The following is a 14,384-nucleotide window of genomic DNA, read 5'->3' as shown; positions in this document are numbered from 1 at the left end:
CCGCGGGCCTCGACGTGGCTGGCGCTCCGGCGCCCAGACTCAGCAGCGAGGCGACGACGGTGGCCGAGCTTGCTGCCGAGGGATCCACCCATCCGACCCTCGCCGGGCTCACTGCCACGCTGGCAGGGGTTTCGGTGGTGGTGAACGCAGCAGGCCTGGCCGCACCCCGCAGCGGCGATACCCCCGAACTGCGTGGAGCGAACGCCCTGCTGCCAACAATCCTTGCGCAGGCCTGTGCAGCGGCCGGGGTCGATCGCCTAATCCACCTCAGCAGTGCTGCCGTCCAGGGGCAGCGGGACCAACTGGACGAGTCCCTGGACCTCGCCCCTTTTTCGGCCTATTCCCGGAGCAAGGCCCTCGGCGAGCAGGCTCTTCAGGCGGCGGCGTCCGCCTCACGCATCGTCATCGTCCGCGCCACCTCGGTTCAGGGTGCCAACCGGCCGACGACGGCGGCGCTCGCCCGGTTGGCTGCCTCACCCCTGGCTTCCGTTGCAGCCCCTGGTACTGCCGCGACGCCGGTCACGTCCGTCGAATCACTGGCCGATTTTGTCGTCAAGGTGGGCACCTTTGAGGGACCGGTCCCGTTGGTCGTCCTCCAGCCGAGCGAGGGGATGTCCGTCCGCTCTGTCCTGGAGGCTGCGGGTGGTACGCCCATCGTGCTGCCGCGACGGCTGTGCCGCGTCCTGCTGCGCGCCGGCTACGCGGTATCGAAACTTGCCGGCGAACGGCTCCACGGCAGCCTGCGCCGGGTGGAGCTGATGTGGTTTGGCCAGGCCCAGGAGCCCGGTTGGGCGGCAGCCCAGGGCATCCGGGTCGAGCAACGTGTCAGCGGGGTGTTGGAGAGTGCGGCGTCCCGGCGTCGTCAGGGCCGGTCGGGCCGGCAGGGTCGCTCGGGCCGGCAGTCTCCGGCGAATCGGTAGCCTCAGCCGGGTCTTTGAGTGCCGGCACCACGACCTGTAGCTGGTCCAGGCTGATGCTGCCTGCACGGACCAGGCGCAGTTCATCACCCGTCGCATCAATGATGGTTGAGGCGGTGGCGCTGCGCGGGCCGCCCTCCAGATACACCTGGACGGAGCCCGCCAGCTGATCGAAGGCGTCCGCGGCGGTGGTTGCGGCCGGCGCTCCCGTGCGGTTGGCTGAGGAGACAGCCAGCGGACCTGTCAAGGCCAGCAGGTCCAGGACCACCCGATCATCGGGCACCCGCAGTGCCACGGTGCCGAGAGTGTCGCCCAGGTCCCAGGTCAGTGACGGCTGCGCGCGGAAGATCAGGGTCAGACCGCCGGGCCAGAATGCCTCGGCCAGCTTTCTCGCGTCCGGATGAATCTCGGCGGCAAGGCCATCCATCGTCTGTACGCGGGGAATCAGGACGGGAGGCGGCATGCTCCTCCCCCGCCCCTTGGACGCCAGCAAGGTGGCAACTGCCTGCGGCGAGAAGGCATCGGCGGCAATGCCATAGACGGTGTCGGTGGGCACCACCACACACTGGTTGGCCGCGATGGCGCGTTGGGCGTGGGCTAAACCGTCGCTGCGCTGGGCGGGGTCGGAGCAGTCATAGCTGGTGGTCACAGAATTATTCTTTCACTGGTGCGTGGGGATGGGCAGGGTGGCTACGCACAGCCGACGTGGAGCGGTCGCGTCCGGTGAGGTCCTGGTGGGTCTGAACCGCGGTCCAGTTCAAGTCTGCTGTCAGAAGAGCGGCAATCGCGGGTGCCTGGACCTCGGCGTGTTCCATCACGAAGTAGCCGCCAGGGACGAGCAGCCGGGCAGCGCTGAGCGCCGCCGCTTTGGGGAGCTCGAGGCCATCAGCGCCGCCACCGTACAGTGCGATCTGCGGGTCGTGGTCCGCCACTTCGGGTTCCCGGGGAACCGCTGCCGACGGAATATAGGGCGGATTGGACACCACCACATCGAAGCTACCGTCTTCTTCCCCCAGCGCATCCCGCAGGTCACCAAGGATCAGCGTCACGCCCCGGCTCACCACATTGCGTTCCGCCCAGGCATACGCCAGTGGGCTGAACTCCACCGCGTACACGTCGGCGCCAGGCACTTCGTCGGCGATGGCGGCGGCGATCGCACCGCTCCCGGTGCCCAGGTCAACCACCCTGGGCCGGGTCAGCGTCAAGGCGTGATCAATGGCGAGCTGCGCCACCGATTCGGTTTCCGGGCGCGGAATAAACGCCCCGGGGCCCACTGCCAGCTCCACCCGGCGGAAATACGCGACGCCGGTAATGTGCTGCAGCGGCACCCGTCGCTCACGCTCCGCCACCAGCTCAAAAAACCCGGCCGGCGCCGTCGCGCCCAGCAGCGCAAGGGTCTTCACCCGCCCCACTGGCTCCCCCAGCAAATGAGCGGCCAACAGATGAGCATCAACGCTGGGACTGGGCACGCCGGCGTCGTTCAGAAGACCGGTGGCCCGCACCAGGGCGGCGTCGAGCGACTCATCGGAGCGGGGTTGTTCGTTCATGATTCAGCGGACGTTCAGTCGTCCTCGCCAATCGCGTCCAGCCGGGACTGTTCATCCATTTCGATGCCCGCCTGGACCACCGCTTCCAGGTCGCCGTTCATCACCGCGTCGAGGTTGTAGGCCTTGTAGCCGGTGCGGTGGTCAGCGATGCGGTTCTCGGGGTAGTTGTAGGTGCGGATGCGCTCGGAGCGGTCCATGGTGCGGATCTGCGATTTGCGGATATCCGAGTTCGCGGCGTCGATCTGCGCCTGCTGGTGGGCGAGGATACGGGACCGGAGCACCCGCATGCCTGCCTCACGGTTCTGCAGTTGCGACTTCTCGTTCTGCATGGCCACCACGATGCCGGTGGGGAGGTGGGTGATCCGCACAGCCGAGTCGGTGGTGTTCACCGACTGGCCGCCCGGTCCGGAGGAACGGTAGACGTCGATCTTGAGATCGTTCTGGCTGATCTCCACTTCCTCTGGCTCATCCACTTCGGGCAGGATGAGCACTCCTGCTGCCGAGGTGTGGATCCGGCCCTGCGATTCGGTGACCGGGACCCGCTGGACCCGGTGCACGCCGCCTTCGAACTTGAGGCGGGCGTAGACACCCTCCCCCGGCTCGTTGGAGGAGCTTTTGATCGCCATCTGGACATCCTTGTACCCGCCGAGGTCGGATTCGTTGGCAGAAATGATCTCGGTCTTCCAGCCACGCGTCTCGGCGTACCGGGTGTACATGCGCAGCAGGTCGCCGGCGAACAGGGCTGCCTCGTCGCCGCCTTCACCACCCTTGACCTCGATGATGACGTCGCGGCTGTCGTTCGGGTCTCGCGGGATCAGCAGACGGCGGAGCCGTTCCTGGGCGGCGGCGAGCTGTTCCTCAAGGACCGGAACTTCAGCGGCGAACTCGGGGTCGTCAGCCATCTCCTGAGCTGCCTCAAGGTCGTCCTTGAGCGCTTCCCACTTGGTGTGCGCGTCGACAATACCGCTCAGCTCAGCGTACCTGCGGCCAAGCTTGCGGGCCAGCACCTGGTCGGAGTGCACTGCCGGGTCAGAGAGCCGTAGCTGCAGCTCGGCGTGCTCATCGAGCAGGTTCTGGATCGACTCAAACATCTGGGCAATTCCTCTTTCGAACGGATTCCATTCAACAGATATAACCCATTTCGGGCGGTTTACCCGTCATTTCTGTTGACTCGTTTGGTTAAGCACAGCCGCCCACGCACCGTCCGGCGAACCGGTAGGGCGTGGGCGGCGGGTAGCTTGCTAGTCGTCGTCGTTCTTGGAACCCAATGTGGTCTTCTGGACCTGCATCAGGAACTCGACGTTCGACTGCGTCTCCCGGATCTTGTTGGTCAGCAATTCAAGTGACTGCTGTTCGCCCAGTCCGGAAAGGACCCGGCGCAGCTTCCACATGATCTTGACCTCGTCCGGGGACAGCAGCTTCTCTTCGCGACGGGTACCGGACGCGTTGACGTCCACCGCTGGGAAGATCCGCTTGTCAGCGAGGTTCCGGGACAGGCGCAGTTCCATGTTGCCGGTGCCCTTGAACTCCTCGAAGATGACCTCGTCCATCTTGGATCCGGTCTCCACGAGTGCAGTGGCGAGAATGGTGAGCGAGCCACCGTTCTCGATATTGCGCGCGGCACCGAAGAAACGCTTCGGCGGGTAAAGCGCTGCCGAGTCGACGCCACCGGAGAGGATACGTCCCGAGGCTGGCGCAGCCAGGTTGTAGGCACGGCCCAGGCGGGTCATGGAGTCGAGGAGCACCACAACGTCCATTCCCATCTCGACCAGGCGCTTGGCGCGCTCGATCGAGAGTTCGGCGACGGTGGTGTGGTCATCGGCAGGACGGTCGAAGGTCGAGGCAATGACCTCACCCTTCACCGTGCGCTGCATATCGGTGACTTCCTCGGGCCGTTCGTCGACCAACACCATCATGAGGTGAACCTCGGGATTGTTGATGGTGATCGCGTTGGCGATAGCCTGCAGGATGAGCGTCTTGCCCGCCTTGGGCGGGGAAACGATCAAGCCACGCTGGCCCTTACCGATGGGCGCAACCAGGTCGATGACGCGGGGGCCGATCTTCTTGGCCTCGGTCTCGAGACGCAGGCGTTCGGTCGGGTACAGCGGCACCAGCTTGGCGAACTCGACGCGGTCCTTGAGTTCCTCGGCTGGCTTGCCGTTGACCGAGGTCACGCGGATCAGCGCATTGAACTTCTGCCGGGTGTTGTTCTGGTTCTCGCCGTCGCGGGGGGCGCGGATGGCACCCACCACTGCGTCGCCCTTGCGCAGGTTGTGCTTCTTGACCTGGGCGAGGGAAACATAGACGTCGTTGGGACCGGGCAGGTAGCCGGAGGTCCGCACGAACGCGTAGTTTTCCAAGACGTCCAGGATGCCCGCGACGGGCAGCAGGACGTCGTCCTCGGTGACCTCGACGTCGTCGACCTCGGGGTTCTGGTTGCGGTTCCGACGACGATCGTTCCGGTCGTTGCGGTCGCGGAAGCGGTTGCCACGATCGTTGCCACGATCATTGCTGTTACCGCGGTCATTACTGTTACCGCGATCGTTGTTGTTGCGATCGTTTCCGCTGTCATCGCGGGAGTTCCGGTTGCGGCGGTTGCGGTTGCGCCCTCGCCCGTCGTCTTCCCGGTTCTCGTTGCCGTCATTCCGGTTGTTGGTCCGGTTGTCGTTGCCGTCGTTCCGGTTGTCGTTCCGGTTATCGTTGCGGTTGCGTCCGCCACGGTCAGTGCGGCCGTTCGACTCGTTCTGGTCGTTGGAGTCATTCGACTCTCCGGTGCCCTGGGCGCTCCGGTCAGCATTGTTCCGGTCAGCGTTGTTACGGTCAGTGCTGTTCCGGTCAGTGCTGTTCCGGTCAGTTCCTCGCGAGGAATCATCCGACGACGACGTCTCGGAAGACTCGGTCGTGGTGCTGTCGGTTCGCTCTTCGCCGCGACGTCCACGCCGGTTTTCCCGGGGAGCGCGGCCACGGCCTCGTTCGCCACCGCTATCGCGGCCAGTGTTCTCACGGCCGTTGGTGTCACCGCCGCCGTTGTCACGGCTGTTGGAGCCGTCTGCGGTCTGCGCATCGTCGCCGGTTGAGGCGGCAGCCGCATCAGCCTGGGTTGCCTCGGCGGCGGGCAGGCTCACGACTCCGTCAGATCCGGCACGCCGGTTCCGGTTCCGGGTGCGCGATGGACGCTCCGTCTGCTCTGCTGCAGCGCCGTCGCTATCCTGTGCCGGCTCGGCTGCAGTGTCAGCGTCGCTGCTGGTGGCACGGCTGGATGAACGGCGCGAAGACCGGGCGGAGCCGTTTGACTGGCTGGCTTCCGATTGTGCGGCACCGTTCCCCTCTGTCGGGGCGGCGTCCTTGGGACGATCCGCTACCGCAGAACCACGCTGATGATCTGAGATGGCCGATACCAGGTCGCCTTTGCGCATCCTGGAACCGCCGGTGATGCCCAACTGACCGGCGAGAGCCTGGAGCTGGGCGAGCTTCAGCCCGGCAAGGCCGGAGCTTTTGGAAGCGGGAGCGTCGGCTGTGCCGGCGTTTGATGTGTCCACACCTGATAACAGGTCAGTGGTTTCAGTCACGAAGGATCCTTCCCCCTCGTCGGGCGGTCCAACTCTGAAGTGGACCGCGTTTGGTTAGCCCCGCCGCCGTCATACATTTTGGTCGGAAAGGGTTCGGTCCTGCCGGAAGAGTCCGACCTGGCCGTGCGTGCTGGGAACCTTCAGAAGTAAGTAGGCTGTCGGTTTATCTTCAAACCGCTGGCACTCTGTCATTCGTGGGAGGTTACACCGGGGGTGATGCGACTGCTGATAACCATGCAGCTTTGCGGCGGTCAAAAGAAAATGACGGCCAGATCAGCAGAAGCACTCAGCTGAACAGTAAACCATCCTGCCACAGTGCGACTGTTTGAAACAGTAACGACAGTTGAGATGGGTCACAGCTCATTTCCGTTGGTGCACCACCAGTTTAGCACCCTCGGGGGCCACGGTCAGCTTTAGGACGCGCCACTCGGTCGAGGAATTCTCGTTGGTTGACTCGTCGGTCAGCGAATGGATGAGCTGTTCAACGGTCCTGGCCTCGGCGTCGCTGGTTGCGAAGGTCATCACCGTTGGGCCTGCCCCGGAAATCACTGCCGGAAACCCCTGCGCCCGCAGTTGCCGCATCAGAGTGGCGCTGGGCAGCATTGCCTGGGCACGGAAATCCTGGTGCAGCGCATCCTGGGTGGCATCCAGCAGGAATTCGGGCTCCCGGGACAAGGCGTGCACCAGGAGCGCCGCACGGCCCGCGTTCGAGGAGGCACTTGCATGCGAGACAGACGTCGGGAGCAGCGCCCGCGCCGTCTCGGTCGACAGGCTGGTGGCAGGAACGGCGGCTATCGGAATGATGGAGGGGTGCACCGGCACCCGGGTACTGCGGAAGACCCTTCCGGTTTCCCAGGAGATGGCCAACGCACCCAGCAGGGCAGGCGCCACGTTGTCGGGGTGGCCCTCAAGGGTCGAGCACAGCTGGAGCAGCCCAGCCGAGTCCATCCTGTCGGCGTCAGGCAGGAGGAAATTGGCGGCCAGCACGGCCGAGACGATCGCTGCGGCCGACGACCCGAGCCCCCTGCCGTGCGGGATCAGGTTCTGCGTCTCCAACTCGAGCCCCGGGCAGCCGAACCCTGAGCGTTCGAGCGTCTCGAGCAGCGTGCGGGCCACCAGATGGGTTTCATCGCCGGGGAGATCCCCTGCGCCCTCGCCGGTCACGGTGACGGTGACGGTGCCGCTGGTGGTGGTCCGCACCGTGACAGTGTCGAACAGCGAAACGGCAAGGCCAAGGGTGTCGAATCCCGGCCCCAGGTTGGCGCTCGTCGCGGGGACGCTGATCGTTGCCGCCTGGCCTGCCGCCACCATCCTGGTGCCGGTAGCCCACCGTTCGGCCGCTGGCGAGGACACCCGTTCACTCACCCGCAGTATCCTCAAGGCCCAACGCTGTCGCGACGCTGACGACGTCGAAATCCACTTTGGTGGGCTCGACGTCGGACCCGTCGGCAGCTTTCAACGCCCACTGGGGGTCCTTGAGGCCATGACCAGTCACTGTGATCACGATGGTCTTACCCACCGGCGCCAACCCTGCCGCATGCTTTTTCAGCAGGCCAGCAACACCGGCCGCCGATGCCGGTTCCACGAAGACTCCCTCTCGTGCCGACAGCCAGCGGTGCGCTTCGAGGATTTCCTCGTCGGTGACGGCTTCAATCAGCCCACCGGACTCGTCGCGCGCTGCAATCGCCTGGTCCCAGGAGGCCGGGTTGCCGATCCGGATGGCCGTCGCGATCGTGTCCGGCTCGGTCACCGGGTGGCCCTTGACCAACGGCGAGGCGCCCTCGGCCTGGAAGCCCCACATCACCGGACGCTTGGTGGCGACCGGGGCGAGCACTGTGCTGTCACCGACCAGGTGCGGGTTGGCGTAGGGCTCGGAGTATTCCTTGTAGCCCTTCCAGTAGGCAGTGATATTGCCGGCGTTGCCGACCGGGAGCAGGTGATAGTCGGGGGCGTCACCCAGGACGTCGACCACCTCGAAGGCTGCGGTCTTCTGGCCTTCGATACGCGCGGGATTGACCGAGTTGACGAGGAACACCGGGTACGCCTCGGCAAGCTTACGAGCGACATCGAGGCAGTTGTCGAAGTTGCCGTTGACCTGCAGCAGTTCAGCGCCGTGGGCGATGGCCTGGCTCAGTTTGCCCATGGAAATCTTGCCGTCCGGAACCAGCACTGCACAGGTGATGCCCGCCTGGGTGGCGTAGGCCGCAGCCGAGGCGGAGGTGTTTCCGGTGGAGGCGCAGACCACGGCCTTGGCCCCGGATTCAATCGCAGCGGTAATGGCCATGGTCATTCCGCGGTCCTTGAAGGAGCCAGTGGGATTCATTCCCTCCACCTTGAGGAACACCTGCGACCCGGTCAGTTCGGATAGCGCCTTGGCCGGGACCAACGGTGTCCCACCCTCGCCGAGGGTGATGACCTGGGTGGATTCTGTCACGGGCAAACGATCTGCATATTCGCGGATAACGCCGCGCCATTGGTGAGCCACTTAGGCTCCTTCCACTCGAAGGACACTGGTCACCGAGTTGATCACGGCGAGGTGCTGGATCTGTTCAACTGTTGCGGCGAGGGCCGCTTCGGTAGCGCGGTGGGTGACGATGCGAAGTTCAGCCGTCGCCTGGCCAGGGTCGTCCGCGGGATGGATGCTCTGCCGCAGGGTTTCAATGGACACGCCCTGCTCGGCGAACAACTGTGCGATCCGCGCCAGGACTCCTGGCTGGTCAGCGACGTCGAGCCCGATGGAGTAGCTCGTGCGGACTGCGTCGATATTCATGGACGGGACATGGCCGGTGGTGGTTTCGGTCCGGCCGGGACCGCCCAACACCAGGCGGCGCGCAGCGCTGACAACGTCGCCCAGCACCGCGGACGCGGTGGGGGTACCACCGGCCCCCTGTCCGTAGAACATCAGTTCGCCCGCGTTTTCGGCCTCGATAAACACCGCATTGAAGGCACCATGGACTGCGGCCAGCGGATGATCGCGGGGCAGCAGGGTCGGGTGCACCCTGACGCTGACGCCCTCGGTGCCAGCGCCGTCGGCGTCGTCTCTCGGCAGCAACTCGGCGATGGCCAGCAACTTGATGACAAACCCGGCGTCCTTGGCTGCGGCGATATCCGCGGCGGTCACCTTGGTGATGCCTTCGCAGTAGACGTCTTCCAGGGCAAATCGTGTGTGGAAGGACAGGGACGCGAGAATGGCGCCCTTGGCCGCGGCGTCGTGACCCTCCACATCGGCAGTCGGGTCAGCCTCGGCATACCCCAGGCGCTGCGCTTCGGCCAGGGCATCGTCGAACTGGGCGCCGGTGGTGTCCATCTGGTCAAGGATGAAGTTGGTGGTGCCGTTGACGATGCCCAGTACACGGGTGATGCGGTCACCGGACAGGCTGTCCCGGATGGGCCGCAGAATGGGGATCGCACCAGCGACCGCCGCCTCGTAGGAAAGCTGGACCCTTGCGGCGTCGGCCTTCTCGTAGAGGGTGGGCCCGTCGAGGGCGAGCAGCGCCTTGTTGCCGCTGACCACCGTGGCGCCGTGTTCGATCGACCGCAGGATCAGGGACCGGGCGGGTTCAATTCCACCCATCAGCTCGATCACAATGTCGACGCCCTCGACCAGTGACTCGGCGTCGGTGGTGAAAAGTTCGCGCGGCAGGTCGACGTCGCGGGGTGCGTCAATGCTGCGCACTGCAATTCCGGTCAATTCAAGCCGGGCGCCGGTACGCGCTGCCAGCGCGTCGGCGTCCTCGAGCAGGATGCGCGCCACCTGGGATCCCACGTTGCCGCAGCCCAGCAAGGCGATCCGAAGTGTCGACATGGAGTCGGTGTTCGAAGCTGTATCAGATGAAATAGTGTCGCTCCTGCAATCAGTTGGTGGTGCGGGGGATGTCGCGGGCCAGGATGTCGTCCTCGGTTTCGCCGCGCACAATCAGTCTGGCCTGGCCGTTCCGGACTGCTATCACTGGCGGGCGGGCCACCCAGTTGTAGTTGCTGGACAGCGCCCAGCAGTAAGCGCCGGTGCCCGGCACGGCCACCAGGTCACCGGCATCGGTGTCCACGGGGAGGTAGACATCCCTGACCACAATGTCGCCGCTCTCGCAGTGCATTCCGACCACGCGGGAAAGCACGCCGGTGGCATCCGACGAGCGGGAGGCCAGGACCGCCGAGTAGTCGGCGTCGTAGAGGACCGGGCGGGGGTTGTCGCTCATCCCACCGTCCACCGACACATAACGCCGGGGCGCAGTGTCGCCACCCTCGACGTCGACCCTCACGGTTTTGGTCGTCCCCACGGTGTACAGGGTGAACGTTGTTGAACCTACGATCGCGCGACCCGGCTCAATGGAAATCCGTGGGACGCGCAGTCCCAGTTTGGCGCAGGTGGAACGCACGACGTCGGCCATCGCCACGGCGATCTCTGCCGGTGGGCGTGGTTTGTCGGTTTCGATGTAGGCAATCCCATAGCCGCCCCCGAGGTCCAGTTCGGGCAGCTCCACGCCGTGGCGGTCCCGAACGTCCGCCAGGAAGGCGAGCAACCTGCGTGCCGCGAGTTCGAAACCCTCGGGCTCGAAAATCTGTGACCCGATGTGGCAGTGGACGCCGAGCAGGTTGACCGTTTCGTGGCCCAGCGCCGCGGCGACGGCCTGAGCTGCGGGTGAGGACTCGCCGTCGGCCAGTGACAGCCCAAATTTCTGGTCCTCGTGGGCGGTTGCAATGAACTCGTGGGTGGAGGCGTGGACACCGGGGGTCAGCCGGAGCATCACGTTGGCGGTGGTGCCGCGGGCGGCGGCGAGGGCTGCCACCCGTTCGAGTTCGGGGAGGCTGTCCACCACGATGCGCCCCAGCTTCAGGTCAAGCGCACGGCCCAGTTCGGCGTCGGACTTGTTGTTCCCGTGCAGGCCGAGATGTTCACCGGGAATTCCCGCGCGCATGGCGATGGCAAGCTCCCCGCCCGAGCAGGTGTCAAGGCGTAGGCCCTCTTCAGCCACCCAGTGCGCTATTTCTGTGCAGAGGAACGATTTCCCCGCGTAGTAGACGTCCACTCCCCCGCAAAGGTCGGCAAACGCGGCGTCGAACGCGTCCTTGAAGCTCCGGGCGCGGGTCCGGAAATCGTCTTCGGACACGACGAACAGCGGCGTGCCGAACTGCTCGGCGAGATCACTGACCCTCAGGCCACTGATGGTGAGCTCGTCACCGGCGCGGTCGACGTCGTGAGCCCACAGGGCGGGGTTCAGCCGGTTGATGTTGTCGGGGTAGCTGAGCCAACCGGGGGCCAGCGGTGAGGCGTTATTCAGGTTCACTTCAGGTCCGTTTCCCATCGTCACATCCGCTCCGGTGCCGATACGCCAAGCAGCCCCAGGCCGTTGGCGAGCACCTGCTGGGTGGCGTTGTTCAGCCACAGCCTGGTGCGGTGCAGGTCGGTGACCGGCTCATCGCCGAGCGGCGCGATGCGGCAGGCGTCGTACCAGCGGTGGTAGGTGCCCGCGATGACCTCGATGTGGCGTGCCACCCGGTGCGGTTCGCGGAAGGCTGCGGCCTGGGCCACCATGCCGGGGAACTGGCCGAGCGCCGCCAGCAGTTCGCCCTCGGTGGGGTGGCTGAGTTCGGAGGCGTCGAACGCGCTCGTATCCACCCCTGCCGCGGCCGCGTTGCGCTCCACCGCGTGGGTCCGGGCGTGAGCGTACTGGACATAGAAGACCGGGTTGTCGTTGGTGCGCCGGGTCAGCAGGTCAAGGTCGATGTCGATGTTCGAATCCGCCGAGAAGCGGGCCAGGGTGTAGCGGGCGGCGTCGACACCCACGGCGTCGACCAGGTCCTCGAGCGTGACGACGGTGCCGGCGCGCTTGGACATCCTGACGGGGACGCCGTCCTTCATCAGGTTGACCATCTGCCCAATCAGCACCTCGACGGTGTCCGGGTCATCACCGAGCGCGGCTGCTGCTGCCTTAAGCCGGGCCACATACCCGTGGTGGTCGGCGCCGAGCATGATGATGTTCAGGTCGAAGCCGCGGCGGCGCTTATTGACGAAGTAGCCAATGTCGCCGGCGATGTAGGCGGGGGCGCCGTCCGATTTGATGACCACCCTGTCCTTATCGTCGCCGAACTCCGTGGACCGTAACCACCAGGCCCCGTCCTCGAGGAACAGGTTGCCCGAGGTTTTCAGTTTCTCCAGCAGGCCTTCGACGAATCCGTCCTGGAAAAGGGAGTGCTCGTGGAAGTAGACGTCGAAATCGACACCGAAGTCGTGCAGCGACTTTTTGATGTCGCCAAACATCAGGTCGACCCCGAGCTCACGGAACCGCTCGACCGAATCGTCCTGCTCCAGGTCGAGGATGGCTGGATCGAGCACCAGGACCCGGGCAGCGATGTCATCGATGTAGGCGCCGCCGTACCCGTCCTCGGGTGATGGCTCGCCCTTGGCGCTGGCCCACAGCGAGCGGGCGAACCGTTCCACCTGGGCGCCGTGGTCGTTGAAATAGTACTCGCGGGTCACCGCGGCGCCCTGGGACTGAAACAGGCGGGCAAGCGCGTCGCCGACGGCGGCCCAGCGGGTGCCGCCCAGGTGGATGGGTCCGGTGGGGTTGGCCGACACGAACTCGAGGTTGATCTTGGTGCCGGCCATGAGCCCGCTGGTGCCATAGCCGGCCCCGGCGTCGACGATTGAGCGGGCCAGTTCACCTGCGGCGGCGGCATCGAGGGTGATGTTCAGGAAGCCTGGACCGGCGATCGCCACGGTCTTGACGCCGTCGAGCTGTTCCAGCCGTCCGCTGAGGAGCTGGGCGAACTCGCGCGGGTTCATCCCCGCCTGCTTGGACAGCTGCAGGGCAATATTGGTGGCCCAGTCTCCGTGTTCCCGGCTCCGTGGTCGCTCCACCCGCACCTCAGAGGGAAGCTCGACGTCGAATTCGCCCGCGGCGACGGCGTCTTTCAGGCATGCGGAAATGGCAGCAGAGAGTTCTTCAGGAGTCACCCATCCAGCATAACGGCGCACGCCGCTGCGGCCATTTCTGTGACGCAGCGGCGCCCACCACACGGGACCGGGCCAGGGGTTTTCGTCCAGGGGTGCTTCCCTGATAAGCTCAGTGAGTCCCATTTCGGGGCCGGTCTGACCGGCATCCCGCCTTCGTAGCTCAGGGGATAGAGCGTCTGCCTCCGGCGCAGAAGGTCGTAGGTTCGAATCCTATCGAGGGCACAGAACAACCCCCAGATTTCACCGAAATCTGGGGGTTGACTGCTTTAACCGGCCAGGTCTGGCCGTGAGACTCCAGCACTGCACTGCCCCCGCACCCCCGAAGCTGCCCGGTCGATTCGTTGCTGCTGTCTTCGGCTGAAATAGGGTCGATTCAGGACAGCTACTGACCTGGTTGAGGAGTATTTTGGAGCCATGTTGGAAACTTCGGCGCGGCTGCTCCACTTGCTTTCCCTGCTTCAGCTGCGCCGCGAGTGGACCGGCTCAGCACTGGCGGACCGGATGGACGTGACCGAGCGCACCGTCCGACGGGACATCGGCAAGCTCCGCACCCTGGGTTATCCCATCCATGCCTCCCCCGGCGTCGCCGGGGGCTACCAGTTGGGCGCTGGCGCGCAGCTGCCTCCGTTGTTGCTCGACGACGACGAGGCACTCGCCGTCGCCCTCGGCCTCAGCGCCGTCACGGCTAGCCCCGTCGCCGGAATCGGCGAGGCATCGGTGCGGGCGCTCACCAAGCTGGAGCAAGTGCTCCCCAGCCGACTCCGACCGCGGTTCGCCGGGCTGCGAAGCGCCGTCACCAGGATGGCGGCGGTGAGCACACCGGTCCGGCCCGAGATCCTCACCGCCCTGTCCGCAGCCATCACCGAACGACGTACCGTGGTGTTCCGGTACTCCCGCCAGGATGGCGAGTCTTCCCGGCGACTCGTTGAGCCCTACCGACTCGTGGACACCGGTAGACGCTGGTACCTGGTGGCCTGGGACACGATGCGTGAGGATTGGCGGACGTTCCGGGTGGACCGGTGTCAAAGCGTTCCGGCGCAGCGGGAGCGCTTCACCCCGCGCCCACTCCCGGCCCGTGATCTCGCCCTGTATGTGCAGCAGTCAATTACGCGTTTCCCTTACCAGTACGACGTCGTCGTGCGGCTGACCGGCAACATCAACGAGGTGTCACAAAAGGTGTCCCCGGATACCGCCGAACTCCAGAGCGACGGCGAGGAGCACACCCTGATGAGGGCAGGCTTCGACTCGCTCGACTGGCCGCTGATGCATCTGGTGGCGCTGGAGCTCGAGTTCGAGATCCTGGAACCGCCGCAAATGCGTGAGCGGGCCCGGTTGGCGGCGGCCCGGTTGACCAGGGCATCAGGAGATAGTCCTACCGCCTAGAATTGGAACCAAT

Annotated in this window: 11 protein-coding genes and 1 tRNA gene; 3 read left to right on the top strand and 9 right to left on the bottom strand. The window is 65.5% G+C overall.

The genetic code is table 11. The annotated features are described in order from the left end of the window. Positions 1-920 (top strand): NAD-dependent epimerase/dehydratase family protein (locus B384_RS20185; RefSeq protein WP_156809066.1); only part of this gene is annotated, 920 nt, incomplete at its 5' end. Here B384_RS20185 and B384_RS18610 read toward each other — a convergent pair. The 9 genes from B384_RS18610 to argS form a co-directional block, all read right to left on the bottom strand. Continuing rightward, positions 826-1,566 carry an L-threonylcarbamoyladenylate synthase gene (locus tag B384_RS18610; protein WP_019483134.1) on the bottom strand — a complete coding sequence of 247 codons (741 nt, stop codon included), beginning with the start codon at positions 1,564-1,566 and terminating at the stop codon, positions 826-828. The genes B384_RS20185 and B384_RS18610 overlap by 95 nt on opposite strands. A 4-nt stretch (positions 1,567-1,570) precedes the next feature. Beyond that, entirely contained in the window at positions 1,571-2,464 is an 894-nt protein-coding gene (prmC, locus tag B384_RS0110815) for a peptide chain release factor N(5)-glutamine methyltransferase (RefSeq protein ID WP_019483133.1), read from the bottom strand. Between the two features lie 14 nt (positions 2,465-2,478). Then, a complete protein-coding gene (gene prfA, locus B384_RS0110810) occupies positions 2,479-3,555 on the bottom strand; it encodes a peptide chain release factor 1 (RefSeq protein ID WP_019483132.1) in 1,077 nt (358 codons plus the stop codon). A 150-nt stretch (positions 3,556-3,705) separates the two neighbouring features. Next, positions 3,706-6,033, bottom strand: coding sequence for a transcription termination factor Rho (gene rho / locus B384_RS0110805; RefSeq protein ID WP_019483131.1), 2,328 nt, complete (start codon positions 6,031-6,033; stop codon positions 3,706-3,708). A gap of 360 nt (positions 6,034-6,393) precedes the next feature. Further along, positions 6,394-7,398 (bottom strand): homoserine kinase, encoded by a 1,005-nt coding sequence (gene thrB / locus B384_RS0110800; RefSeq protein ID WP_019483130.1) that lies wholly within the window; start codon positions 7,396-7,398, stop codon positions 6,394-6,396. Then, positions 7,391-8,518 carry a threonine synthase gene (gene thrC, locus B384_RS0110795; protein ID WP_019483129.1) on the bottom strand — a complete coding sequence of 376 codons (1,128 nt, stop codon included), beginning with the start codon at positions 8,516-8,518 and terminating at the stop codon, positions 7,391-7,393. Before thrC ends, thrB begins: the two co-directional genes overlap by 8 nt. Continuing rightward, entirely contained in the window at positions 8,519-9,838 is a 1,320-nt protein-coding gene (locus B384_RS0110790) for a homoserine dehydrogenase (protein ID WP_019483128.1), read from the bottom strand. A gap of 49 nt (positions 9,839-9,887) precedes the next feature. Beyond that, positions 9,888-11,336: a diaminopimelate decarboxylase gene (gene lysA, locus B384_RS0110785; RefSeq protein ID WP_026041124.1), complete on the bottom strand. Its 1,449-nt coding sequence runs from the start codon at positions 11,334-11,336 to the stop codon at positions 9,888-9,890. A gap of 2 nt (positions 11,337-11,338) precedes the next feature. Further along, entirely contained in the window at positions 11,339-12,988 is a 1,650-nt protein-coding gene (gene argS, locus B384_RS0110780; RefSeq protein WP_026041123.1) for an arginine--tRNA ligase, read from the bottom strand. A 149-nt stretch (positions 12,989-13,137) separates the two neighbouring features. Here argS and B384_RS0110775 point away from each other — a divergent pair. After that, positions 13,138-13,210: transfer RNA gene (locus tag B384_RS0110775), tRNA-Arg, on the top strand. A gap of 192 nt (positions 13,211-13,402) precedes the next feature. Further along, complete coding sequence (locus B384_RS0110770) at positions 13,403-14,371, top strand: helix-turn-helix transcriptional regulator (RefSeq protein ID WP_019483126.1); 969 nt, start codon at positions 13,403-13,405, stop codon at positions 14,369-14,371. Positions 14,372-14,384 lie beyond the last annotated feature (13 nt).

The organism is Arthrobacter sp. TB 23, assembly GCF_000294595.1.
Lineage (GTDB): Bacteria > Actinomycetota > Actinomycetes > Actinomycetales > Micrococcaceae > Arthrobacter_D.
This window is presented reverse-complemented; position numbering and strand designations above follow the sequence as displayed.